General features: G+C 71.1%; 22 protein-coding genes. 21 read left to right on the top strand and 1 reads right to left on the bottom strand.

Annotated elements, in window-relative coordinates:
- The first annotated feature begins 105 nt into the window (after positions 1–105).
- The 16 genes from ABZZ22_RS02755 (at position 106) to ABZZ22_RS02680 (ending at position 18,324) form a co-directional block, all read left to right on the top strand.
- Positions 106–1,386, top strand: coding sequence for an ROK family protein (locus tag ABZZ22_RS02755; RefSeq protein ID WP_354926561.1), 1,281 nt, complete (start codon positions 106–108; stop codon positions 1,384–1,386).
- Positions 1,383–2,942, top strand: coding sequence for a sugar ABC transporter ATP-binding protein (locus tag ABZZ22_RS02750; RefSeq protein WP_354926559.1), 1,560 nt, complete (start codon positions 1,383–1,385; stop codon positions 2,940–2,942). The genes ABZZ22_RS02755 and ABZZ22_RS02750 overlap by 4 nt, the downstream gene beginning before the upstream one ends.
- 76 nt (positions 2,943–3,018) lie before the next feature.
- Positions 3,019–4,068: an ABC transporter permease gene (locus ABZZ22_RS02745; protein ID WP_354926557.1), complete on the top strand. Its 1,050-nt coding sequence runs from the start codon at positions 3,019–3,021 to the stop codon at positions 4,066–4,068.
- 84 nt (positions 4,069–4,152) lie between these two features.
- Positions 4,153–5,217, top strand: a complete 1,065-nt coding sequence (locus tag ABZZ22_RS02740) for a substrate-binding domain-containing protein (protein WP_354926555.1) — start codon at positions 4,153–4,155, stop codon at positions 5,215–5,217.
- 77 nt (positions 5,218–5,294) lie between these two features.
- Positions 5,295–6,470 (top strand): Gfo/Idh/MocA family oxidoreductase, encoded by a 1,176-nt coding sequence (locus ABZZ22_RS02735; RefSeq protein ID WP_354926553.1) that lies wholly within the window; start codon positions 5,295–5,297, stop codon positions 6,468–6,470.
- 67 nt (positions 6,471–6,537) lie between these two features.
- A complete protein-coding gene (locus tag ABZZ22_RS02730) occupies positions 6,538–7,359 on the top strand; it encodes a ThuA domain-containing protein (RefSeq protein ID WP_354926551.1) in 822 nt (273 codons plus the stop codon).
- Positions 7,356–8,543 (top strand): inositol-3-phosphate synthase, encoded by a 1,188-nt coding sequence (locus ABZZ22_RS02725; protein WP_354926549.1) that lies wholly within the window; start codon positions 7,356–7,358, stop codon positions 8,541–8,543. Before ABZZ22_RS02730 ends, ABZZ22_RS02725 begins: the two co-directional genes overlap by 4 nt.
- On the top strand, positions 8,540–9,388 hold the full coding sequence (locus ABZZ22_RS02720; RefSeq protein WP_354926547.1) for an SCO3242 family prenyltransferase: 849 nt from the start codon (positions 8,540–8,542) through the stop codon (positions 9,386–9,388). Before ABZZ22_RS02725 ends, ABZZ22_RS02720 begins: the two co-directional genes overlap by 4 nt.
- On the top strand, positions 9,385–10,254 hold the full coding sequence (locus ABZZ22_RS02715; protein ID WP_354926545.1) for a sugar phosphate isomerase/epimerase family protein: 870 nt from the start codon (positions 9,385–9,387) through the stop codon (positions 10,252–10,254). Before ABZZ22_RS02720 ends, ABZZ22_RS02715 begins: the two co-directional genes overlap by 4 nt.
- 32 nt (positions 10,255–10,286) lie before the next feature.
- Positions 10,287–11,015 carry an EboA domain-containing protein gene (locus tag ABZZ22_RS02710; RefSeq protein WP_354926543.1) on the top strand — a complete coding sequence of 243 codons (729 nt, stop codon included), beginning with the start codon at positions 10,287–10,289 and terminating at the stop codon, positions 11,013–11,015.
- Entirely contained in the window at positions 11,015–11,872 is an 858-nt protein-coding gene (locus ABZZ22_RS02705) for a TatD family hydrolase (RefSeq protein WP_354926541.1), read from the top strand. Before ABZZ22_RS02710 ends, ABZZ22_RS02705 begins: the two co-directional genes overlap by 1 nt.
- Complete coding sequence (gene eboE / locus ABZZ22_RS02700; protein WP_354926539.1) at positions 11,869–13,053, top strand: metabolite traffic protein EboE; 1,185 nt, start codon at positions 11,869–11,871, stop codon at positions 13,051–13,053. Before ABZZ22_RS02705 ends, eboE begins: the two co-directional genes overlap by 4 nt.
- Positions 13,054–13,129: 76 nt before the next feature.
- Complete coding sequence (locus ABZZ22_RS02695) at positions 13,130–14,515, top strand: nucleotide pyrophosphatase/phosphodiesterase family protein (protein WP_354926537.1); 1,386 nt, start codon at positions 13,130–13,132, stop codon at positions 14,513–14,515.
- A 26-nt stretch (positions 14,516–14,541) separates the two neighbouring features.
- Positions 14,542–15,549: a sugar phosphate isomerase/epimerase family protein gene (locus ABZZ22_RS02690; RefSeq protein WP_354926535.1), complete on the top strand. Its 1,008-nt coding sequence runs from the start codon at positions 14,542–14,544 to the stop codon at positions 15,547–15,549.
- A gap of 54 nt (positions 15,550–15,603) precedes the next feature.
- On the top strand, positions 15,604–16,554 hold the full coding sequence (locus ABZZ22_RS02685; protein WP_354926533.1) for a sugar phosphate isomerase/epimerase: 951 nt from the start codon (positions 15,604–15,606) through the stop codon (positions 16,552–16,554).
- A 201-nt stretch (positions 16,555–16,755) separates the two neighbouring features.
- Entirely contained in the window at positions 16,756–18,324 is a 1,569-nt protein-coding gene (locus ABZZ22_RS02680) for a glycosyltransferase (protein WP_354926531.1), read from the top strand.
- Positions 18,325–18,485: 161 nt separating this feature from the next.
- Here the strand turns inward: ABZZ22_RS02680 and ABZZ22_RS02675 are convergent, their stop codons facing one another.
- Positions 18,486–19,532: a class I SAM-dependent methyltransferase gene (locus ABZZ22_RS02675; RefSeq protein ID WP_354926529.1), complete on the bottom strand. Its 1,047-nt coding sequence runs from the start codon at positions 19,530–19,532 to the stop codon at positions 18,486–18,488.
- 196 nt (positions 19,533–19,728) lie between these two features.
- Between ABZZ22_RS02675 and ABZZ22_RS02670 the strand changes: the two genes are divergently transcribed.
- The 5 genes from ABZZ22_RS02670 to ABZZ22_RS02650 all read left to right on the top strand — a co-directional run bounded on the left by ABZZ22_RS02670 (position 19,729) and on the right by ABZZ22_RS02650 (position 24,821).
- Positions 19,729–20,067, top strand: a complete 339-nt coding sequence (locus ABZZ22_RS02670) for a P-II family nitrogen regulator (RefSeq protein WP_354926527.1) — start codon at positions 19,729–19,731, stop codon at positions 20,065–20,067.
- An 84-nt stretch (positions 20,068–20,151) separates the two neighbouring features.
- Positions 20,152–20,490 (top strand): P-II family nitrogen regulator, encoded by a 339-nt coding sequence (locus ABZZ22_RS02665; RefSeq protein WP_354926525.1) that lies wholly within the window; start codon positions 20,152–20,154, stop codon positions 20,488–20,490.
- A gap of 21 nt (positions 20,491–20,511) precedes the next feature.
- Entirely contained in the window at positions 20,512–22,725 is a 2,214-nt protein-coding gene (locus ABZZ22_RS02660) for a [protein-PII] uridylyltransferase (protein WP_354926523.1), read from the top strand.
- Positions 22,726–22,884: 159 nt separating this feature from the next.
- Positions 22,885–24,447, top strand: coding sequence for a signal recognition particle protein (gene ffh / locus ABZZ22_RS02655; RefSeq protein ID WP_354926521.1), 1,563 nt, complete (start codon positions 22,885–22,887; stop codon positions 24,445–24,447).
- Between the two features lie 11 nt (positions 24,448–24,458).
- Complete coding sequence (locus tag ABZZ22_RS02650) at positions 24,459–24,821, top strand: hypothetical protein (RefSeq protein WP_354926519.1); 363 nt, start codon at positions 24,459–24,461, stop codon at positions 24,819–24,821.
- Positions 24,822–24,859: the final 38 nt, after the last annotated feature.

The following is a 24,859-nucleotide window of genomic DNA, read 5'->3' as shown; positions in this document are numbered from 1 at the left end:
CGTGTCAGGGGTCACTAGTTTGTCTCCCGAGCGCCGAATTCTGTGACTGCCATCACAGAGACGTTTCGGCGAGCGACCCATCACGACCGCGGACAGGAGGCCACCATGCGCGACGCAGACATCACCGTGCGGGTCTCCGCGACCGCCGACCCGGCGGCCGTCCGGTCCGCGCGCCTCGGCCTGCTGCTCCGGTCCCTGCGCGACGGCGGGCCGCGTTCGCGCGGCCGCCTGGCCGAGGAGACCGGGCTGACCCGCTCGGTGGCGACCGGGCTGGTCGACGAGCTCGTCGAGCTCGGGCTGGTCTCCTGCGAGGACGCCGGCCGCCGTGGTGCCGGCCGTCCCGGTGTCCAGGTCCGGCTCGTCGGTGGCGCAGTGTGCGGGGTGGGTGCGGAGATCAACGTCGACCACCTCGCCGTCCTCGCCGTCGACCTGTCCGGATCCGTGATCGCCGAGGCCCGGCGCGGCATCGACGGCCGAAACCTTCCGCCGGAGATCGTCCTGGACGAGGTCGCCGACCTGGTCGCGGACGCACTCGCCGAGGCACGGACCGCCGGCGCGACCGTCACCGGCATCACCGTCGGAGTCGCCGGTCTCGTCGACGCCACCACGGAGCTCGTCACGATCGCCCCCAACCTCGGCTGGCGCGACATCGACGTCGTCGCGGAGGTACGCCGCAGGCTGGCTGTCACGGCTGGATCGGTGGGGCCGGTGCCGCCTGTGCCGCCGGTGAGGGTGGCCAACGAGGCCACCCTCGCCGCCACCGCCGAGCTAGAGCCCAGCGATGCCGACCGTGCCGACATGATCGTGCTCTACGGCGAGGTCGGACTGGGCGGCGCGGTCGTCAGCGCCGGCCGGGTGGTCCGCGGACGGCACGGCTGGGCCGGGGAGATCGGCCATCTCCGGGTCGACCCCCGCGGTCGCCTCTGCGGCTGCGGCCGCACCGGCTGCTGGGAGACCGCGGTCGGCCTGCGGCCGCTGCTCGACGCGGCGACCGACCCCGACGATCCGGTCCGCGATCCCGCACTGACCCTGGAGGAGAGGCTCGCCACCCTGGTCGATCGGGCCCGTCTCGCCGACGGCCGCACCCTGGCCGCGCTGGACGAGGTCGGTGCCTGGCTCGGCGCCGGCGCCGCCGTCCTGGTCAACACGCTCAACCCTGGCACCGTCGTGCTCAGCGGCTACTTCGCCGTGCTCGGCGAGTGGCTGCTCCCAGCGCTCGAGACGCGGCTCGCCGCCGACGTGCTCGCGCCGCATGCCGGTGGCACCAGGGTCGCGATCTCCACCTTCGGCCCGACCGCCGCAGTTCGCGGCGGCGCCCTGGTCTCCCTCGAACCGCTGCTCTCCGATCCCACCGCTCTCGCCGAACTGCACGGAGGAACCCGATGACCTTGACCCCCGAGCCGTCGCCGGACGGCCCCGCCGCCCGGGCAGGCGGGGGTGACGTACTGCTCCAGATGACCGGGATCGTGAAGCGGTTCCCCGGTGTGCTCGCTCTCGGCGGCGTCGATCTCGACGTCCGCGCGGGTGAGGTGCACTGCCTGCTCGGGCAGAACGGCGCCGGCAAGTCGACCCTGATCAAGGTGCTCTCCGCGTCGTACCAGCCCGACGAGGGCGAGATCCGCTGGGAGGGCGAGCCGGTCCGGTTGACCACGCCGGTCGCCGCCATGAAGCGCGGCATCTCGACCATCTACCAGGAGCTCGACCTGGTCCCGGGGCTCACCGTCACCGAGAACGTCTTCCTCGGCCACGAGCTCGCCACCGCCGGGTTCAGCCGCCGCGCCGAGGCGACCCAGCGGGTGCGTGCGCTCCTGGCTCGGCTCGGCCACAGCGAGGTCGACCCGAACAAGCTGGTCGGTGACCTCTCCCCGGCAGGCCAGCAGATCGTCAGCATGGCGCGGGCGCTGTCCCACGACACCCGGCTGCTCATCCTCGACGAGCCGTCCGCGGTCCTCGACCAGGAGGAGGTCGACAATCTCTTCCGGGTGGTCCGCGGCCTCACCGCGGAGGGCGTCGCGATCATCTACATCTCCCACCGCCTGGACGAGATCCGGCAGATCGGCGACCGGATCACGGTCCTCAAGGACGGCCGCACCGTGGCCACCGGGCTCTCGGTCGCGGAGACCCCGACCTCGGAGCTGATCACGCTGATGACCGGCCGCGAGATCGAGTACGTCTTCCCCGAGCGCCCCACGACGCGACCCGGTCGGGACGGCACGCCGGTGCTCGAGGCCAGCGGTCTCTCCGGCGACCGCTTCCACGACGTCGACCTGCGTGTCCACGCCGGCGAGATCGTCGGTCTGGCGGGCCTGGTCGGCTCCGGCCGCTCGGAGATCCTGGAGACCATCTACGGCGCCCGCCGCTCGTCCACGGGCACGGTCACCGTCAACGGCCGCCCGCTGCGCCGCGGCTCGGTCCGTGCCGCGGTCGCGGCCGGGGTCGGCCTGGCTCCCGAGGAGCGCAAGAGCCAGGGGCTGCTGCTCGACCAGGCGGTCTACCGCAACGTGACGGTCTCGTCCCTGGGCCGGTTCTCCAAGGCCAGCTTCCTGGACAGCGCTGCCGAGCGTCGCGCCGCCGAGGAGCTGACCCGCTCGCTCGACGTACGTCCTGCCGGGGTGGACCGGCCGGTCCGCAACCTGTCCGGCGGCAACCAGCAGAAGGTCGTGCTCGCCAGGTGGCTGCTGCGCGACTGCAAGGTGCTGCTCCTCGACGAGCCCACCAGGGGCGTCGACGTCGGGGCGCGCAGCGAGATCTACAGCCTCGTCCGCCGCCTGGCCGACGAAGGTGTCGCCGTGGTCGTGGTGTCCAGCGAGGTGGAGGAGGTGCTCGGTCTCGCCGACCGTGTCCTCGTCATCAGCGAGGGCTCCGTCGTCCACGAGGGACCCGCCACCGAGATCGATGAGTCGAAGGTCCTGGACCTCGTGATGGAAGGAGAGGTCGCATGAGCGAGCGCAAGCGAGCGGCAACAAGCCTCAGGCCGCCGCGTCCGTATTCTCAGATTTGCCCTACGGAGGTGGCGGCATGAGCGACACCCCCACCGATGCCGCCACCCTGGCTGACACAGCCCGGGTCGAGAAGGAGGCGGCCCGCCGGGCCGAGCCCGGTGGTCTCGGCCAGCTGCTGCGCAGCGGCATGGGCCACAACCTCGGTCTGGTCCTGGCGCTGGGCCTGCTGGCAGTCATCGGCATCGTCACCGGCGGTGAGCGGTTCGCCTCGGTCGACAACGTGATGACGATCCTGCGTCTCGCCGCGGTGATCGGCGTGGTCAGCATCGGGATGACGTTCGTGATCACCGGCGGCGGCATCGACCTCTCGGTGGGTGCGCTGGTCGCGCTCTCCTCGGTATGGTGCACGACGTTGGCCACCCAGGCGATGGCCAACGACATCCACTGGATCTTCATCGTGACCACCGCCCTCCTGGTCGGCGCGGGCGCCGGCCTGATCAACGGGTTGCTGGTGGCGTACGGCGGGGTGGTGCCGTTCATCGCCACGCTGGCGATGATGGCCAGCGCCCGCGGTCTGGCCGAGATCATCTCGGCGCGCAAGACCCAGATCGTCAGCGTGCCGGGCTTCACCGACGCGTTCTCCCGCGACGTGCTCGGGATCTCGGTGCTGATCTGGATCTTCGCCATCGTGGCCGTGGTCGGCTGGGTCCTGCTCAACCGCACCACCTTCGGCCGGCGCACGCTGGCCATCGGCGGCAACCCGGAGGCCTCGCGCCTGGCCGGCATCAACGTCCGCCGCCACACCATGCTCCTCTACGTGCTCGTCGGGGTCTGCTGCGGCATCGCCGCGGTGATGCTGATCAGCCGCACCACGGTGGGGAGCGCCACCCACGGCCAGCTCTACGAGCTCGACGCCATCGCGGCGGTCGTCATCGGCGGCACCCTGCTCGCCGGCGGCCGCGGCACCATCGTCGGCACTGTCTTCGGGGTGCTGATCTTCGCGACCCTCACCAACGTCTTCGTGCTCAACAACCTCTCGATCTCCGCTCAGGCCTTCACCAAGGGCCTGATCATCATCGCCGCCGTGCTGCTGCAGAAGCGGTTCTCCCGACAGCCAGGGTCATGACCGCCCGACGCCGTCCAGCCAGCCGTTCTCGGATCTCTCGGACTCACCCGCCCCTCCACCTCCGCACGATCTAGGAGCACTTCCATGAACCTGAAGTCCCCAGCAAGACTCACGCTCGCCCGACGCGTGGGCACCGGCGTCGTCGTCGGCCTCTCGGTGTTCGCCCTCTCGGCCTGCATCAGCAACACCCCCGAGAAGTCGGAGAACGTCGGCGGCACCTCCAACGCCGAGGCCGGCTCCAACGACGAGAAGGGCGACACGGTCGTCATCGGCTTCTCGGCCCCCGCCGCCGACCACGGCTGGATGGGTGCGATCAGCGAGCAGGCCAAGACCGCTGCCGAGGCGTACGAGGACGTCGACTTCCGGCTGGCGGAGGGCACCAACGAGGTCGGTCTGCAGATCAGCCAGGTCGAGACCTTCATCAACGACAAGGTCGACGCCATCGTGCTGCTGCCCTTCGACGGCGCCGCGTTGACGCCGGTGGCGCTCAAGGCGATGGAGGCCGGCATCCCGGTCATCAACGTCGACCGTGAGTTCAACGACCCCAACGCCGCGCGGGTCACCGTGCTCGGCGACAACTACGGCATGGGCGTCTCTGCCGGTGAGTACGTCTGCGAGCAGGCCGCCGGCAAGACCGACGCCGTCGTCGCCGAGATCGCCGGCATCGACTCGCTGCCGCTGACCCAGGACCGCAGCAAGGGCTTCAAGGACGCGCTGGCCAAGTGTGACCTCGACGTCGACAACCGGGTCGCCGCCGACTTCACCGTGGAGGGTGGCGAGAAGTCGGCCTCCAACCTGCTCCAGGCCGCACCGAAGATCGACTTCCTGTGGAACCACGACGATGACCAGGGCGTCGGCGTCCTCGCCGCGATCAACAACGCCGGCCGCGACGAGTTCACCATGATCGGCGGTGCCGGCTCGGCCAACGCGATGCGCGAGATCGAGGGCGACAAGGGCGTCCTCAAGGCGACCGTCATCTACCCCTCCACGCAGGCCGCCGACGGCATCAAGCTCGCCCGGCTCCTGGCGCAGGACAAGGCGATGTCCGATCTCGTCGAGGTGACCGTGCCGCGCACGATCCAGCTGGACGCGCCGGTCGTCACCAAGGACAACGTGGACGAGTTCCTGCCCACGGCCTTCGAGTCCTGAGCCCGGCCCAGCCAGACCGCAAGATCGCTCCGCGCTCGGGCGCGGAGCGACACCACCGAACACAGGATCGAGTTCCGATGACCGAGCAGAAAGCCACGCTCGGTGTGGGGATGATCGGCTATGCCTTCATGGGCGCCGTCCACTCCCACGCCTGGCGCAGCGCCCACCGCTTCTTCGACCTTCCCCTGACCCCGCGTATGCAGGTCGTCTGCGGCCGTGACGCGACCCGCGTCGCCGAGGCCGCGACCCGGTTCGGCTGGGAGGAGAGCGCCACCGACTGGCGTGACGTGATCGCCCGCGACGACGTCGACCTGGTCGACGTGTGCACCCCCGGCGACACGCACGCGGAGATCGCGATCGCCGCGCTCGAGGCCGGCAAGCACGTCCTGTGCGAGAAGCCGCTGGCCAACAGCGTGGCCGAGGCCGAGCGGATGGCTGCGGCCGCCGCGGTGGCCGCCGAGCGCGGAGTGCGCACGATGGTGGGGTTCACCTACCGCCGGGTGCCCGCCATCGCGCTGGCCAAGAAGCTGGTCGCCGACGGCCGGCTCGGGGAGCTCCACCACGTTCGTGCGCAGTACCTCCAGGACTGGCTCGCCGACCCCGAGGCCCCGCTGAGCTGGCGCCTCGACAAGTCCAAGGCCGGCTCGGGCGCCCTCGGCGACATCGGCGCCCACATCATCGACCTGACCCAGCACATCACCGGCGACCGGATCCAAGAGGTCTCCGGGATGCTGGAGACGTTCGTCAAGGAGCGCCCGGTCGCCGAGGACTCCTCCGGGCTCTCCGCCACCGCCGGGGCCGGCCGTGGTCCGGTCACCGTCGACGACACCGCGCTCTTCCTGGCCCGGTTCGCCGGGGGAGCGGTCGGCTCGTTCGAGGCCACCCGCTTCGCCACCGGCCGCAAGAACGCGATCCGGATCGAGATCAACGGTTCGAAGGGCAGCCTGGCGTTCGACTTCGAGGACATGAACGTCCTGCACTTCCACGACGCGACCCTGCCGGACGCCGAGGCCGGCTTCCGCCGGATCGTGGTCACCGAGCCCGAGCACCCGTGGGTGTCGGCCTGGTGGCCGCCGGGCCACGGCCTCGGCTACGAGCACGGCTTCACCCACCAGGTCGTCGACCTGGTCCGGGCGCTCGGTGACGGCACCGACCCGGCGCCGAGCTTCGCCGACGGTCTCCAGGTGCAGCGCGTGCTCGCCGCGGTGGAGACCAGCTCCGACACGAGGACGTGGCAGGAGATCCCCGTCTGATCCGACCCCGGGGCCACGTCGACCTCCAGCCTGTTCAAGACCGTTGAGCACAGAAGGGACATGCACCATGAAGCACGGATCGAGAAGGTTCCGGACGCTGATCTCGGGTGTGGGGCTGGTGGCGGTAGCCGCCTTCGCCCCGGGCCTGTCACCGACGCCGGCCGCGAGCGCCGACCGTTATGAGGCGAGCGAGGGGGTCGGGACGTACGACGTCCTGGTCTTCTCCAAGACGGCCGGGTTCCGGCACGGCTCCATCCCCGACGGTATCGCGGCGATCGAGAGGCTCGGGGCCGAGAACGGCTTCACCGTGACCGCCACCGAGGACGCGGCCGTGTTCAACGACACCGACCTGGCGACGTACGAGGCGGTCCTGTGGCTCTCCACCACCGGTGACGTGCTCGACGCGGGTCAGCAGGGTGCGTTCGAGCGCTACATCCAGGACGGGGGCGGCTATGTGGGAGTCCACGCAGCCTCCGACACCGAGTACGACTGGCCCTGGTACGGCGGCCTCGTCGGTGCCTACTTCGCCGGTCACCCCGCCCAGCAGACCGCGACGGTGAAGGTGCACGCGCACAACACCGCGGCCACGGCCGGGCTGCCGAAGCGGTGGACGCGCTGGGACGAGTGGTACAGCTTCGGGGATCGGCCGGCTGAGTCGATCCGTGTCCTCGCCGACCTCGACGAGCGCAGCTATGACCCGGGTCGGCACGCCATGGGTGACCCGCACCCGATCGCCTGGTGCCACGAGTACGACGGTGGCCGGGCCTTCTACACCGGGATGGGCCACACCTCGGAGTCGTTCACCGAGCCGGAGTTCCTCTCCCACGTGCTCGGTGGCATCCAGATGGTCGCCGGGGTTGAGCGGTTCCGCTGCGAGGGGGACCGATGAGCGAGCGTCAGGAAGCCCAGGAAGCCGCCCGCGTAGGGCTCTGGCTTGTCGGCGCCTGTGGCTCGGTGGGAGTCACCACGACGGTCGGCGCGCTGGCCGTCCGGGCCGGGCTCGCCGGACGGGTCGGACTGGTCGCCGAGCAGCCGGAGATCACGGCCGCCGGGCTGCCCTCTCTCGACGACCTGGTGATCGGCGGGCACGACCTCGATGTCGAGACGCTCGTGAAGCGTGCCGAACGGCTCGCCGCCGGCGGGGTCCTCCCTGCAGGGATCCTGCCGCCGATCGCGGGCGAGCTGGCGGAGGTCGAGGGGCGGCTGCGTACGGGCTACGACCCGGCCAGCGAGGAGCCTCAGGGTGCGGCGGTCGAGCGGCTGAGCGCCGATCTGGTCGCCTTCCGTGAGGAGCACGGCCTCGAGCGAGTGGTCGTGGTCGACGTGGCGAGCACCGAGCCGCCGGCCGACATCGTGGTCGGCGGACCGCTGGCCGACCCCGACGCCCTCGACGCGGCGCTGACCGCGGGGGAGTCGCCGCTGCCGGCCAGCTCGGTCTACGTCCTGGCCGCCTACCGGGCCGGCTGCCCGGTGGTCTCGTTCACGCCCAGTCCCGGGCCGCGGCTGCCGGTGCTGGTCACGCTCGCCGAGCGGGCCGGGCTCCCGTGGGCGGGCTCCGACGGCAAGACCGGGGAGACGCTGCTGAAGTCCGCGCTGGCACCGATGTTCGCGACGCGGGCGCTGCAGGTCAACGCCTGGGCCTCGTACAACATGCTCGGTGGCGGCGACGGCGCCACGCTCGCCGACCCGGACAACGCCCGCAGCAAGCTCGTCACCAAGGCTCAGGGGCTGGAGGCGATGCTCGGCCACCCGGTGGAGGGGCCGATGCACATCGACTACGTCCCCGACCACGGCGACTGGAAGACCGCCATCGACCACGTCTCCTTCGAGGGGTTCCTCGGGGTGCGGATGTCGCTGCAGTTCACCTGGAACGGCTGTGACTCGGCGCTGGCCGCGCCGCTGGTGCTCGACCTGGCCCGGCTCACCCTGCGCGCGCAGGAGGTGGGGGAGAGCGGACCGCTTCCGCTCGGGTTCTTCTTCAAGGACCCGGCCGGCTCCACCGAGCACCGCCTCGGTACGCAGTGGGAGGAGCTGGTCGCGTGGTGCGACAAGGTCGGTCAGGTGGGCGCATGACGAGCTCTGCCCGAGCCTTCGCCGAGCTGGTCCGGCTGCCGGCGGCCCTCACCGTGCCGGGGGACACCCTGGCCGGGTCGGCCGCGGCCGGACCGCTGCGGGCCCGGTCGTTCGCGATGCCGGCCGCCTCGGTGGCCCTCTACTGGGCCGGGATGGCGCTCAACGACTGGGCCGACCGTGACCTCGACGCCGTCGAGAGGCCCGAACGGCCGATCCCGTCCGGCCGGGTCAGCCCCGGCGAGGCGCTCGGGGTCGCTGCCGGGCTGACCGCGGCGGGTGTCGGCCTGGCCGCGCTCGTCGGAGGCCGCCCCGCCGCGGCGACGGCCGCCGCCCTCGCCGGGACCGTCTGGGCCTACGACACCGTCCTCAAGGACACCCCGGCCGGCCCGGTCGCGATGGCCGCAGCCCGAGGTCTCGACGTCCTGCTCGGGGCGAGCGCGAGCGGACGTACGCGGGCAGGCCTGGTGCCGGCCGGCCTGCTGGCCGCGCACACCGCCGGCGTCACCCTGCTCAGCCGGGGCGAGGTCCACGGCGCCCGGCCCCTCACCGCCGGGGTCGCCGCCGGGGTCACGGTCGCCGCTGCGGCCGCTGCGGCCGGCCACGGGCGTGCGGCGCTTCCTGTCGCTCTCGCCGCGACGTACGCGACCAGCGTCGGCTCCGCACAGCTCGCCGCGGTCTCCTCGCCGGATGCCGGCACGGTCCGGCGCGCCACCGGCGCCGGGATCCGCGGGATGATCCCGCTCCAGGCGGCGCTCGTCGCCCGCCGCTCGCCGCTGGCGGCGCTCGGGCTGCTCGCCGCCGGGCCGATCGCCAAGGCCGCCTCGAAGGTGGTGTCCCCGACATGAGCACTTTGAGGTTCGGCTACGGAACCAACGGCATGCACAGCCACCGGCTCGAGGACGCTCTGGCCGTCCTCGCGGACCTGGGCTACGACGGGGTCGCCCTGACCCTCGACCACCTCCACCTCGACCCCTACCGACCAGACCTGGCAGGTCGGGTCGCGCACGTGCGACGCCGGCTGGAGGAGCTCGGTCTCTCCGTCGTGGTCGAGACCGGGGCGCGCTACATCCTCGACCCGCGCCGCAAGCACTATCCGACGCTGCTCCACCCGGCTCCGGAGGCGAGCCGCCGGGTCGACTACCTCCACCGGGCGGTCGAGGTCGCGGCCGACCTCGGCGCCGAGGCGGTCTCGTTCTGGTCGGGCAGCCCCCCGGACGGTGTCGACGGGGACCGTGCCTGGGGCCGGCTGTGCGACGGCGTATGGAAAGTCCTGGATCTCGCCGTCCGCCGCGGTGTCGTGTGTGCCGTCGAGCCCGAGCCCGGCCACTTCATCGACACCCTCGACGCCGTCCTCGAGCTGCGCCGGCGCCTCGAGGATCCGGAGCTGCTCCGAGTCACCCTCGACCTCGGCCACGTGGTGTGCAACGAGCCGCGGGGGATGGCCGAGACCATCCGCCTGGCCGGTCCGCTGCTGGCCAACGTGCAGGTCGACGACATGGTCGAGGGCGTCCACGAGCATCTGGAGCTCGGCACCGGCGAGGTCGACTTCACCGCCGCGCTCGGCACCCTCGTCGAGATCGGCTACACCGGGCTCGCGGCGCTCGAGCTGCCCCGCCAGTCGCACGCCGCTCCGGTCGTCGCCGAGCGCTCCCTCGCGTTCCTGCGGGGGACCCTCGAGGCCCTTCCCCAATCCGAGGAGGTGTCGGCGTGAGTGGTCCGCTGAATGCTGACCGAGGTAACTCGGTGAACGATCACCGACGTCGTGGAGGTCCGCTGAATGCTGACCGAGGGAACTCGGCCAGCGATCGCTCACTTCGTGGAACTCCACGAAGTAGGTGCGACCAGACCGAGTTACCTCGGTCAGCAGACGTCGAGCTCCTCGCGGCGTGGTGCGCCGAGATCGAGGCCGACCCGACGAGGATCCGCACCCGCTTCCCGGCGGCGGCCCGGGAGATAGGCCGCACGCCGGGCACCTCGCCGGAGCCGGGCGCGGAGCGTGTCGAGGACGACGTACGCGTGCGGCTGCTGCTGGCGCTCGGCCGCGGCCTCGCGGACGACGCCGACACGTTGAGCACCGAGCTGCACGATCTCTACCGCTTCGGCGACGCCGACGAGCGGCGCGCGGTCCTGGTCGGCCTCGGGCATCTCGAGGACGCGATCGGCGACCGGGCCGTCGACCTGCTCCACGACGCGATGCGCACGAACGACCCGCGCCTGGTGGCCGCCGCCATGGGGACGTACGCGGCTCGTCTGGATGCTGCCGCGTGGCGCCAGGGTGTCCTCAAATGCCTCTTCGTCGGCGTACCTCTTCGGCTGGTCGCCGGCCTCGACGGAGCCGACGCACGAGTCGACGACGAGCTGCGCCGGATGGTCGCCGACTACGCCGCCGAGCGGACCGCGGCCGGCCGCGAGGTGCCCGCCGACGCGCTGCCCTTCCTTCCCGCCCCCACTCAGACCACTCGGGAGTCCTGATGCGCATCTTCGACCCACACATCCACATGAGCTCGCGCACGACCGACGACTACGAGGCGATGTACGCCGCCGGCGTCCGTGCGCTGGTGGAGCCGGCGTTCTGGCTCGGCCAGCCCCGGACCAGCGTCGACTCGTTCGTCGACTACTTCGACGCGCTGGTCGGCTGGGAGCGATTCCGGGCCTCGCAGTTCGGCATCGCCCACCACTGCACGATCGCGCTCAACCCGAAGGAGGCCAACGACCCACGATGCACGCCGGTGCTCGACCTGCTCCCGCGCTACCTCGCCAAGGACGGGGTCGTCGCGGTCGGCGAGGTGGGCTTCGACTCGATGACCGAGGACGAGGAGAAGGCGTTCAGTCGTCAGCTGGAGCTGGCCCGCGAGTTCGCCCTGCCCGCGATGGTGCACACGCCCCACCGCGACAAGCTCGCCGGGACCCGCCGCACCCTCGATCTGGTCGAGGCGGCCGGCATGGAGCCCAGGATGGTCGTCGTCGACCACCTCAACGAGATGACCGTCGACATCGTCGACGAGGCGGGCGCCTGGATGGGCTTCTCGATCTACCCCGACACCAAGATGGACCCTGACCGGATGGTCGCGATTCTCCAGCGCCGCGGTCTGGACCGCGTGCTGGTCAACTCCGCCGCCGACTGGGGCAAGAGCGACCCGCTGCGCACCAGGGCGACCGGCGAGGCGATGCTCGCGGCCGGCTTCACCGAGGACGACGTCGACCGGGTGCTGTGGCGCAACCCGGTGGAGTTCTTCGGCCAGAGCGGACGGCTGCTGCTCGACGTACCTGCGGCCGACCAGGGCGCCACCTTCGCCGGCAACTCGCTGCTGCGAGGTGAGCGCGGATGAGGTTCCGCCACCGCGACGGCACGGTCGTCCATCTCGGCTACTGCAGCAACGTGCATCCGGCCGAGGATGTCGACGGCATCCTCGACCAGCTCCGCCGCTACGCCGGCGAGGTGCGGGCCCGGCTCGGTGTCCCACGTCTCGGCCTCGGGCTCTGGCTGCCCGCCGCGACGGCCCACGAGCTCGCCGCGGATCCGGCCACCCTCGAGCGGCTGCGCGCCGGGCTGGACCGGCACGGCCTCGAGGTCGTCACCCTCAACGCCTTCCCGTACGCCGGGTTCCACGCCCCGGTCGTGAAGCGCGACGTCTACAGCCCGGACTGGTCGACCCGGCGACGGCTCGACTACACCCTCGACTGTGCTCGGGTGCTGGCTGCGCTGCTTCCCGACGACGCCGTCCGCGGCAGCATCTCGACTCTTCCGCTGGGCTGGCGCACCCCGTGGTTCACCGACCGCGACCGGGCCGCCCGGGAGCTGATCGGCGAGCTCGCCGACGGGCTGGCCGGCATCGAGGCCGAGCACGGCCGGACGGTGCGGGTCGGCTTCGAGCCGGAGCCCGGCTGCGTCGTCGAGACGACCCGCGATGCGGTGACCCGCCTCGCCGGGCTCGCGCCGGAGCATCTCGGGATCTGCGTCGACACCTGCCATCTCGCCACCCAGTTCGAGGACGCCACCGAGGCTCTCGACCGGCTCCACGTGGCCGGACTTCCCGTCGTCAAGGTCCAGGTCTCCGCGGCGCTGCACGCCGACGACCCGAGCGACCCGGCGACCCGGGAGGCCCTGGCCTCCTACGCCGAGGACCGGTTCCTGCACCAGACCCGTGAACCGCGCGGGGGACGGGTGGACAGCCGCGACGACCTGCCCGAGGCCCTCGGCGGCCATCGTCCGTTGCCGGCCGAGCATCCGTGGCGGGTGCACTTCCACGTACCTCTTCATGCCGACCCTGCGCCGCCGCTGCGCAGCACCCGGGACCACCTGGCGGGCACGCTCGACGCACTTCTCGGCGGCCCGGTGGCGCACGCCGACCACCTCGAGGTCGAGACCTACACCTGGGGAGTGCTGCCCGAACAGGTGCGCCCCGAGGGGGACGCCGGACTGGTCGCAGGTATCGCGGCCGAGCTGGCCTGGACCCGCGACCGGCTCCTCGACTCCGGTCTCGAACTTCTTCAGGAGGCCTCCGCATGAGCGAGCGCCAGCGAGCGACCATAGGCCTCAGGCCGCCGCGTCCGTATTCTTTGCCCATTTCGACGGAGGCGGCGGTATGAGCGACAACATGAGCGAGCGTACGAACGACAAGCTGTTGGTCATCGACGTCGTCGGGATGACCCCCGAGCTGCTCCAGCACATGCCGCGAGTGCGGCAGGTGGGGGAGTCGGGGTTCACCGCCGAGCTCGGCACGGTGCTGCCCGCGGTGACCTGCTCGGTCCAGTCGACCTTCCTGACCGGCGCTCTGCCACGCGAGCACGGCATCGTCGGCAACGGCTGGTACTTCCGCGACCTAGGCGAGGTGCTCCTATGGCGCCAGCACAACGCGCTGGTGCGGGGCGAGAAGCTGTGGGACATCGTCCGGCGCCGGCGACCGGGCGCGAAGGTCGCCAACATCTGCTGGTGGTACGCCATGGGAGCCGACGTCGACACCACGGTCACCCCGCGCCCGGCCTACCACGCCGACGGCAAGAAGTCGCCGGACTGCTGGACCTGGCCGCCCGAGCTGCACGATACCCTCACCGACGAGCTCGGCCCGTTCCCGCTCTTCACCTACTGGGGGCCCACCGCCTCGATCAAGAGCTCGGCCTGGATCGTCGCGGCCGCCCGCAAGGTCATGCCCGACCACGACCTCACCCTGGTCTACGTGCCACACCTCGACTACGACCTGCAAAGGTTCGGTCCCGACAGCCCGCAGGCCGCCCAGGCCGCCCGCGACGTCGACGCCACGCTGGCGCCGCTGCTCGACGACGCCGAGGCCGCCGGTGTCCGCGTCGTGCTGCTGAGCGAGTACGGGATCACGCCCGCCTCGCGCCCGGTCGACGTCAACCGGATGCTGCGCCGCGAAGGTCTCCTGCACGTCCACCACAACGCCACCGGGGAGCTGCTCGACCCGTGGACTTCGCGGGCCTTCGCCGTCGCCGACCACCAGATCGCCCACGTCTACATCAAGGATCCCGCCGATCTCGAGCGGGTGCGGACCCTGCTGACCGGCCTCGACGGCGTCGCCGAGGTCCTCGATCGCAGCGGCCAGGCGGCGTACGGACTCGACCACGAGCGTGCCGGCGAGCTCGTCCTGGTGGCCGAGGCCGACGCCTGGTTCACCTACTACTACTGGCTCGACGACGCGCTCGCGCCCGACTTCGCGCGCGGCGTCGAGATCCACAAGAAGCCGGGCTACGACCCCGCCGAGCTGTTCCTCGACCCCGAGGACCGCTGGGTCAAGCTGCGCGCCGCCACCACCTTGGCCCGCAAGAAGGCCGGGCTGCGCTACGCCATGAGCGTGGTGCCGCTCGATCCCGCCCCGGTCTCCGGCAGCCACGGCCGGCTGCCGGACACCCCGGAGCACGGTCCCGTGCTCATCTGCTCGGAAGCCTCCGCCAAGCGCGACCGGTTCGAGGCCACCGAGGTCCGCGACCTGCTCGCATCCCTGCTCGTCTGAGCTGCTCCCCCTGAGGAAGGACAACCATGACCCGACCGATCACGCTCTTCACCGGCCAGTGGGCCGATCTGCCGTTCGAGGAGGTGTGCCGGCTCGCCTCCGGATGGGGCTACGACGGCCTGGAGATCGCCTGCTGGGGCGACCACCTCGACGTCTGGCAGGCCGCCGAGGACGAGACCTACGTCCAGGAGAAGCTGGACCTGCTCAAGAAGCACAACCTCGAGGTCTTCACGATCTCCAACCACCTCAAGGGGCAAGCGGTCTGCGACGACCCGATCGACCAGCGTCACCAGGACATCCTGCCCGCCAAGATCTGGGGCGACGGCGACCCCGAGGGCGTACGCCAGCGGGCCGCCGAGGAGATGAAGATGACCGCCCGCGCGGCGAAGAACCTCGGCGTCAAGACCGTGGTCGGCTTCACCGGCTCCGCCATCTGGAAGTACGTCGCGATGTTCCCGCCCGTCTCCCAGGAGACGGTCGAGGCGGGCTATCAGGACTTCGCCGACCGATGGAACCCGATCCTCGACGTCTTCGACGAGTGCGGGGTCCGGTTCGCCCACGAGGTCCACCCGTCCGAGATCGCCTACGACTACTGGTCGACCGTCGCGACGCTGGAGGCGATCGGCCACCGGGAGGCGTTCGGTCTCAACTGGGACCCCAGCCACATGGTGTGGCAGCAGGTCGACCCGGTGGGCTTCCTGTGGGACTTCCGCGACCGGATCTACCACGTGGACTGCAAGGACACGAAGATGCAGACCGGCAACGGCCGCAACGCCCGGCTCGGCTCCCACCTGGCCTGGGCGGACCCTCGGCGCGGCTGGGACTTCGTCTCGACCGGCCACGGCGACGTCCCGTGGGAGCAGTGCTTCCGGATGCTCAACGCCATCGGCTACGACGGCCCCATCTCGATCGAGTGGGAGGACGCTGGCATGGACCGTCTCGTCGGTGCCCCCGAGGCGCTCGAGTTCGTCCGCCGGCTCGCCTTCGACGCCCCCGACGCCGCTTTCGACGCAGCGTTCAGCACCAACGACTGAACCCCCCCTGGTCCCCGGCCGCTCTGGTCGGTCACTGCAACCGAGAGGAACACCATGTGTTACGGATTCGACGGTGAGGGCGCGCTGCGCCGATCACTCGCCGAGCGAGGCCTGAGCCGCCGCTCGATGATCAAGGGCGCCCTGGGCGCCGTCGCCGGTGGAGCCGCTCTGGCTGCCGCGCCGGGCCTGCTGTCGCCGGCCGCTGCGGCGGTCTCCGGCGTCCGCCGCGTACCGCCGGGCCGGATCAGCATCCAGCTCTACACGCTGCGCAGCGTGATGCAGGGCCCCGGCGTCGACCAGACCCTGGCGACCCTGGCCGACCTCGGCTACCCACGGGTCGAGCTCGCCGGACTCTACGGGCGGACGGCCGCCGAGCTGCGGGGCACCCTCGACTCGCTCGGCATCCGGTCCTCCTCGAGCCACGACGGCATCAGCGGCTCGCCGGCGGCGCTCGAGGCCAAGCTCGACAACGCCGAGACCATGGGCCAGCGCTTCATGAACGTGCCCTACCTGGCGTCGAGCTCGCTGGCCGACTGGCAGCGGTGGGCCGAGCAGATGAATGTCGAGGCGCAGGCCGCTAAGGCTCGCGGGATCGCCTACGGCTACCACAACCACGCCCACGAGTTCACGACCGATCTGGGTGGTGGCGTCACCCCGTGGGACGTCTTCACCAGCGAGCTGGACCCGGCCTACGTCCACTTCGAGATCGACCTCTACTGGGCGGTCACGGGCGGGGTGAACCTCGGGATGTCCAACGACGACGCCATCGACTTCGCCATCGACACCATCAAGTGCTCTCCGCAGTCGGTGCGGCAGTACCACGTCAAGGACCGCCACCCCGACACCGGCGACCACTGCGACCTCGGCACCGGTTTCATCGACTTCTCGAAGATCTTCGCCGCCCACAGGGTGGAGGAGTACATCGTCGAGAACGACACACCGGAGGTCACACCGGTGCAGACCGCCGACGTGGGCTACTCCTACCTGCGCCGCCTGCGCTACTGACGTACGCCGGTCGAGGTTGTGAAGCCGAGAGTGGACCATGGGCCGCTCTCGGCTTCACAACCCGCACGCACGCGCTCACCAACTCCGCCAGCCGGCCCCGGTGAACCCTCGGTGAAGCCCGGATGCCGGCCAGGTTGCCAACCTCCGCGCGTCCCGTGTCGGGTTCCGGGAACCGCTGATCGGGGTCATAGGCTGAAGCCCATGCCATCGCCCCGGGTATCGCTGATCACCGCCGTCTACAACCCGCCCGCCGATGCCTTCGAGGACACGATCGCGTCGGTCCTCGGCCAGACGTACGAGGACTGGGAGTGGATCCTCAGCGACGATCGTTCGCCGGACTCCTGGGTGCTGCCGCGGCTGCGCCAGCTGGCCGCGACCGAGCCGCGGGTGCGGATCGTCGAGCGTGCCGAGAACGGCGGGATCGTGGCCGCGTCGAACTCGTCGCTCGCCGAGGCGACCGGTGAGCTGGTCGCCCTGCTCGACCACGACGACGTGCTCGAGCCGAACGCGATGGAGAAGGTGGTCCGCGCCTACGACCGGTTCGAGGACGTCGACTACGCCTACAGCGACCAGGACCTGATGAGCGAGGCCGGCGAGCTCCGCGACGCCTACTACAAGCCCGACTGGTCCCCTGAGCGGCTGCGCCACCACAACTACTGCACCCACTTCTCGGTGTTCCGCCGCTCTGTCGTGGAGGAGGCCGGCGGCTTCCGAGAGGGGTTCGACGGCTCCCAGGACCACGACCTCGTGCTGCGCGTCAGCGAGCGGGCGCGACGTATCGTCCACGTCCCCGGCGCGCTCTACCACTGGCGTCAGGTGCCCGGCTCGGCCGCCGCCGACAACCAGGCCAAGCCGTACGCCTGGGACGCCGGCGTACGCGCGGTGCAGGGGCAGCTGGACCGGCTGGGGATCCGGGCGAGGGCCTCGCGCGGCGTCTCGCCCGGGCTCTACCGCGTCGAGCGGGAGCCCGACCTGGACACTCCGGTCAGCGTGATCATCCCGACCATCGGGACCAGCGCGATCGTGTGGGGTTCGATGCGCGCGATGGTCGTCGAGACCGTGCGCTCCGTCGTCGCCTCCACCAAGCACCGCGACGTCGAGTTCGTGATCGTCTACGACACTCCGACCCCGGCGCCGGTCCTGGACGCGCTGCGGGCGATCGAGGGCGCTGACATCAAGCTGGTCGAGTTCACCGAGAAGTTCAGCTTCAGCGCCAAGTGCAACGTCGGCGCGGCGCATGCGCGCGGTGACGTGCTGATCTTCCTCAACGACGACATGGAGGCCTACTCCGACGGCGTCATCGAGCAGCTGATCGCCCCGCTGCGTGAGCCCGACGTCGGGATGACCGGGCCGAAGCTGCTCTTCGAGGACTTCCGCATCCAGCACGCCGGTCTGGTCTACGGCAGCGGCACCATCACCCACGCCTACTACCGCGCGCGCCCCGAGGAGCGGGGCAACCACGGCGAGCTGCACATCAACCGGGAGACCTCCGCGCTCACCGGCGCGTGCGTCGCGATGCGGCGCGAGGTCTTCTTCGGGGCCGGCGGGTTCAGCGAGCGCCTGCCGATCAACTACAACGACGTCGACCTGTCTCTGAAGGTCCGCCGCTCGCTCGGCCTGCGGCTGGTCTGGCTCCACGACGTCGTCCTCTTCCACTTCGAGTCGATCAGCCGCGACAACGCGGTCCACGACTGGGAGAAGGACTTCATCAACAACCGTTGGGGCAACTACATGGACGTACGCGAGGCCTACTCCAACGGAGTCCGCTGACCCGGCGCATCTGTCCCGCGTGACCTCGCCGAGTCGGCGCAAACTGACCAGAATCCTCGCCGAGTCGGCGCGTTGTAACGAGCCGACTCGGCCGAGATCTTGGTCAGGACGAGCCGACTCGGCGTCGAATCTCGGGACAGTTGCGCCGAGTCGGCGGTCGCTCAGCCCTGGGCAGCGCGGCGGAGCCGGCGGATGACCCGGCGGCAGAAGTTCCGCACCGGGTGGCGGGTGGCGTAGGTCAGGTCGGCCTCGAGGCCGGCGACCCTGCCGCGCAGCCGCTCGATGCGCTCGCGGCGACGCCGGTTGACCTCGCGGGCCTCGCGCAGCTGCTTGGAGAGGGAGCCGACCCGGGCCTGGGCCGAGTTGGCGGAGGCCTGGATGCCGAGGATGTGGTCGCGGGTGGCCAGCCGGGAGCGGGTGGCCTCCTCGAACCTCCTGGTGTGGACGTCGCGGATCCTGACCTCGTCGGCCGGGGCGGCCTGGGCGAGCTCGGGCGGGGCCGGCGCGAGCTCGCCGTCGGCGAGCGGGCGGGCGGAGAGCTGGAACTGGTAGACCAGCGCGTCGGGCTGCTGGCGCACCCACTCCACGGCCACGTCGGGCAGCGGCCCCGGGTCGACCGCGACCTCGACGTTGAGCGGGTCGGCGGTGGTGCCGCGCAGGTCCTCGACGGCGTAGCCGGCCTCGGCGAAGAGCGCGAGCAGACCCTCACGGGAGTAGAACTTGATGTGGGTGCGGTCCAGGAGGCCGGTGTCGGTGGTCTGCCAGCGGCCCTGGAGCAGCGCGAGGCGGACCGAGCCATGGGTCACGTTGGGGATCGAGATGACCACCCTGCCGTCCGGGGCGAGCAGGTCACGGGCCTGCTCGAGAGCGGCCCGAGGGTCGGTGAGGTGCTCCAGGACGTCGGCGAAGATCACCACGTCGAACGAGCCGGGCTCGACGAGCTCGGTCAGCGGCGTCGCGTCGAGATCGGCGACGATCACCTTCTCCAGGACCTTCTCGGCCAGGCTCGCGGCCTCGCGGTCGAGCTCGATGCCGGTGACGGTGCAGCCGCGCTCGGTGAGGATCCGGCCGACCTCGCCGGTCCAGCAGCCGACATCGAGGACCTTCTTCCCGCTGCCCGCCGACGGGGCCGACTCAGCCAGGTCGAGGACCTGCACGTGGCTGGTGTTGCGGTGATCGAGGTCGATCTCGACGGCGTAGTGCGACATGCGACGAGGGTAGCGACCTTTGGCGGCGCCACGCGGGTCCGGCACGGGTGATTTGTCAGCTGTTCCTATGCTTCGGCGACGTACAGGGAAACGCTCCGTTACACGCTGGAGACAGACGTGTCAGGGTGTCGAAACTTCTCCGGGTGAGGGTGGCAGCGAAGATGGCAGGATCGACGACCTCTGGAGGCTCCCGCTCGTGAAGCTCGTGACCGCAGTGATCAAACCCCACAAGTGGGAGGACGTGCGCGAGGCCCTGGAAGCCTTCGGCGTGACCGGGATGACCGTCTCAGAGGTCTCCGGCTACGGCCGGCAGAAGGGTCACACCGAGGTCTACCGCGGTGCTGAGTACGACGTCGCCCTGGTGCCGAAGATCCGCATCGAGATCGTGGTGGACGACCAGGACGCCGAGGACGTCGTCGGGCTCGTCGTGAAGGCGGCCCAGACCGGACGGATCGGCGACGGGAAGGTCTGGCTCAGTCCGATCGACTCGGTCGTCCGCGTACGCACCGGTGCGCGGGACGTCGAGGCCCTCTGATCGCCGGTCGGCGCCGGTCCACCGGCCCGCGACCATTAAGCTTCGTCCGAGTGTCGGTCCGTCGAATCCCACCGGAGGAGAGAAATGAAGCTCGTCACCGCAGTGATCAAACCCCACAAGTGGGAGGACGTCCGCGTCGCCCTCGAGGCTGTCGGTGTCACCGGCATGACCGTCTCCGAGGTCTCCGGCTACGGCCGGCAGAAGGGTCACACCGAGGTCTACCGCGGTGCTGAGTACGACGTCGCCCTGGTGCCGAAGATCCGCATCGAGATCGCCGTGCCCGACGAAGAGGTCGAGTCGGTGGTCAGCGCCATCGAGACCTCGGCGAAGACCGAGCGCATCGGTGACGGCAAGGTCTGGGTCTCCCCGCTGGAGACCATCGTCCGGGTACGCACCGGCGACCGCGACGACGACGCCATCTGAGATTCGCGTCAGGGGGACGGCGTGACCGCTGAGGGCCGGGCGGCGCGCACCGCTGAGGCCGATGCACAGTGCGTCGAGGCGTACGCCGCGGCGGGCGGCCCCGAGGTCGGGGTCGCCCTGGTCGCCGTCGGAGGGTACGGGCGCGGCGAGCTCGCGCCCTTCTCCGACTGGGACGTGGTCCTCGTGCACGACGACGCCGTCTCGCCGGGGTCGGTGGCCGAGCAGGTCTGGTATCCGCTCTGGGACGCCGCGCCGAAGCTCGACCACTCGGTGCGCTCGTTCTCCGAGATGCTCGAGGCCTCGACCGGTGACCTCCGGGTCGCCCTCGGGCTGCTCGACATCCGGCACCTGGCTGGCGACCGCGGGCTCGTGCTGCGGCTGCGTACGACGATGCTGGCGCATTGGCGCAAGCACGCCCGCGCGCTGCTTCCTGAGCTGCGGACGATGAGCAACGAGCGTCACCGGCGCGCCGGCGAGCTCGCGCACGTCTCGGTGCCGGACCTGAAGGAGATGTACGGCGGGCTGCGGGACGCGGTGGTGATCAAGGCGATCGTGGCGACCTGGCTGATCGACGTGCCCGCGGTCGACCTGGAGACCTCGCGCCGGGCGATGCTCGACGTGCGTGACCACGTGCAGGAGATCGCCGGCCGCTCCTCCGACCGGGTCGTGCCGGAGATGTGGGACCAGCTCGCCGAGCGGCTCGAGCTGGCCGACGGGCGCACCGCGCAGGCCCACGTACGCACCATCGGCCGCCGGCTCACCCATCTGTCCCGGCTGGCCTGGCGGCGGGTGGACGGGGTCCTGGAGCGCTCGCGTCCCGGTGCGCCGCGCCGCCCGCGGCTCGCGCCGCTCGGCCATGGTCTGGCGCTCGCCTCGGGCGAGGTGGTGCTCGCGCCGGGGGCTCGTCCGGCGCGGGACCCGCTGATGCTGCTGCGGGCCTCGGCGTTGGCCGCCGAGCACGGCGTCGCGCTGGCACCGCCGACCGCGGCACGACTGGCCCGGGAGACCCCGGCACTGCCCGATCCGTGGCCCGAGGAGGCGCGTCGGATCTTCGTACGGTTGGTGGGCGCCGGGTGCGGGCTGCTCGCAGTCTGGGAGACCCTGGAGGAGACCGGCGCGGTCTCGCGGATCCTGCCCGAGTGGGAGCGGATCCGGCTGCTCCCGCACGCCTCGATCATCCACCGCTTCACCGTCGACCGACACACCATCGAGACCTGCATCGAGGCGGTCGCGCTGCTGCCGCGGGTGGCCCGTCCCGACGTGCTGCTGGTCGCGGCGCTGCTCCACGACATCGGCAAGGGCTCCTTGACCGAGCACTGCGTCGCTGGCGAACCGATTGCCCGCCGGATCGCCACCCGGATGGGATTCCCCGACGACGAGGTCGCCCTGATCTCACTGCTGGTGCGCCAGCATCTGCTGCTCTCGACGACCGCGACCACGCGTGACCCCGACGACCCGGCCACCGTCGATCTCGTGGTCGACACGATGGGCGAGGCGGAGGCGCTCGCGCTGCTCACCGCGCTCACCGAGGCCGACGCGCGTGCGACCAGCCCCCAGGCCTGGACCAGCTGGCGGGCCCGCCTCGTCCTCGACGTCGCCCGCCGGGCCGCGCGCGCCCTCGACACCGGCATCGCTGCGGGCGAGCGGCCACAGGCCGCGGTGGAGATCCCCGAGAGCGTACGTTCGGGCTCGACCTCATTCCGTGCCGAGCCGCTCGCCGACGGTGCCCGGGTGTGGGCGATCGCGCCCGATCGGCTCGGCCTGCTCGCCGACCTGGCGGCCACCTTCGCCGTCGCGCGGCTCCCGGTGCGAGCGTGTCGCGCCTGGTCGCAGGGAGGTTTCGGGGTCAGCGTGTGGGACCTCGACGACTCCTATGTCGACGCCGCGGTGCTGCGCACCCGCTTCTCCGCCATCACCGAGGGCCGCCTCGACCCGGCTGCCCGGCTGGCGCCGAGCGCGGCCGCGCGGGGGAGCGAGCCCTCGATCGAGGTGCGTCCCGAGGCCTCCAGCAAGGCCACCGTGCTCGAGGTGCGCACCGTCGACCGCCCCGGGGTCGTCTACACCGTCGCCGCCGCGCTGGCACGCATGGAGATCGCCGTCCGCTCCGCCCACATCTCCACCCTCGGCCCGCAGGCCGTCGACGTGTTCTATCTCCAGGAAGCCTCGGCCGGAGCCCTCGCCGAGCAGCGGGCCGCCGAGGCGGCCCATGCGGTGCGCGCGGCGCTCGAATGCTGACCGAGGTAACTCGGTGAGCGTGCGCTTCCTTCGCGGAGCTCCACGAGGGAAGTGAGCCCTGACCGAGCTATCTCGGTCAGTATTCACCCTGCCGGATGCCGTGCGGCGTACAACTGTTCGTTAGTCTTGGCAGGACAACCACTCTGCTGAAGGACCGCTTTGTTCGCCACGCTCTCCGACCGGCTCGCCACGACGTTCAAGAACATCCGGGGCAAGGGCCGCCTCACCGATGCCGACATCGATGCCACCGCTCGCGAGATCCGGATCGCGCTGCTCGAGGCCGACGTCGCGCTGCCGGTGGTGCGCGAGTTCGTCGGCCGGGTCAAGGAGCGGGCGCGCGGCGAAGAGGTCAGCCAGGCGCTGAACCCCGCCCAGCAGATCGTCAAGATCGTCAACGACGAGCTGGTCACGATCCTGGGTGGCGAGACCCGCCGGCTCCGCTACGCGAAGACCGGCCCGACCGTCATCATGCTCGCCGGTCTGCAGGGTGCCGGTAAGACCACCCTGGCCGCGAAGCTCGCGCTGTGGCTGAAGGAGCAGGGCAAGACGCCCCTGCTCGTGGCCGCCGACCTGCAGCGGCCCAACGCGGTCAACCAGCTCCAGGTCAACGGTGAGCGCGTCGGCGTCCCGGTCTATGCGCCTCAGCCGGGCAATGGTGTCGGAAACCCCGTCGACGTCGCCCGTGACGCCGTCGAGGAGGCCAAGCGCAAGCTTCACGACGTGGCCATCGTCGACACCGCCGGCCGTCTCGGCATCGACGAGGAGCTGATGAGGCAGGCCGCCGACATCAAGGCGGCGGTCAACCCCGACGAGGTTCTCTTCGTCGTCGACGCGATGATCGGTCAGGACGCGGTCAACACCGCCCAGGCCTTCCTCGACGGCGTCGGCTACGACGGCGTCGTCCTGACCAAGCTCGACGGTGACGCCCGCGGTGGCGCCGCGCTCTCGATCGTCGAGATCACCGGCAAGCCGGTCATGTTCGCCTCCAACGGCGAGAAGATGACCGACTTCGACCTGTTCCACCCCGACCGGATGGCCGGCCGGATCCTCGACATGGGCGACATGCTGACCCTGATCGAGCAGGCCGAGAAGACCTTCGACCAGGAGCAGGCCCAGCAGGACGCGGCCAAGATCGCGACCGGCGAGTTCACGCTCGAGGACTTCCTCAAGCAGATGCAGCAGCTGCGCAAGCTCGGCTCGATGTCGAAGCTGATGGGCATGCTGCCGGGGATGGGCCAGTTCCGCGACCAGCTCGACAACTTCGACGAGCGCGAGATCGACCGGATTCAGGCGATCATCCAGTCGATGACGCCGGCCGAGCGCGCCAACCCGAAGATCCTCGACGGCTCCCGCCGCGCCCGCATCGCGAAGGGCTCGGGCCGCCAGGTCTCCGACGTCAACCAGCTGATCCAGCGCTTCACCGAGGCGTCGAAGATGATGAAGCAGCTCGCCTCCGGCGGCGGCATGCCCGGGATGCCCGGCGCGCCCGGTGCCGGCTTCGGCAAGCGTGCTGGTGCCAAGCAGGTCGCCCAGAAGAAGAAGGGCAAGGGCGCGCGCAAGTCCGGCAACCCGGCCAAGGCCGCCCAGCAGGCCAAGGCCGAGGCCGAGAAGAAGCCGGCCGCTGCCAACCCGTTCGGGATGCCGGGTGGCGAGGACGTCGACTACGAGAAGGCTGCCGCCGATCTCAACCTGCCGGCGGACTTCTCCAAGTTCCTCAAGTAGCCGAGGCTCGGGTGGCGACGGTCCTGGTCGTCGACGGCGCCAACGTCGTCGGTGCCCGCCCGGATGGGTGGTGGAAGGACCGCGCGGGGGCTGCCCGCCGGCTCCACGAAGCACTGCTCGTGGCCGACCTCCCGCACGACCAGGTCGTCCTGGTCCTGGAGGGACAGGCCAAGGGCGGCGTACGTCCGGGCAAGGACGCCCACGTCCGCACCGTGCACGCTCCCAAGGACGGCGACGCCGCGATCGTCGAGGTCGTCCGGGAGGCTGTCGGCAAGGGGGACCGGGTGACGCTGGTGAGCGCCGACCGGATGCTGCAGGCGCGCTGCGGCGGGGCGACGGCGCTGGGTCCCAGCTGGCTGCTCGACCAGATCTGAGTCGGCGCCCCGGAGCTGTTCGACGTCGCCGATAGGGG

The organism is Nocardioides sp. NPDC006273 (assembly GCF_040613495.1).
Taxonomy (GTDB): Bacteria; Actinomycetota; Actinomycetes; order Propionibacteriales; family Nocardioidaceae; genus Nocardioides.
Note: the sequence above shows the minus strand (reverse complement) of the source record. Positions and strands in the feature narration are given on the sequence as shown.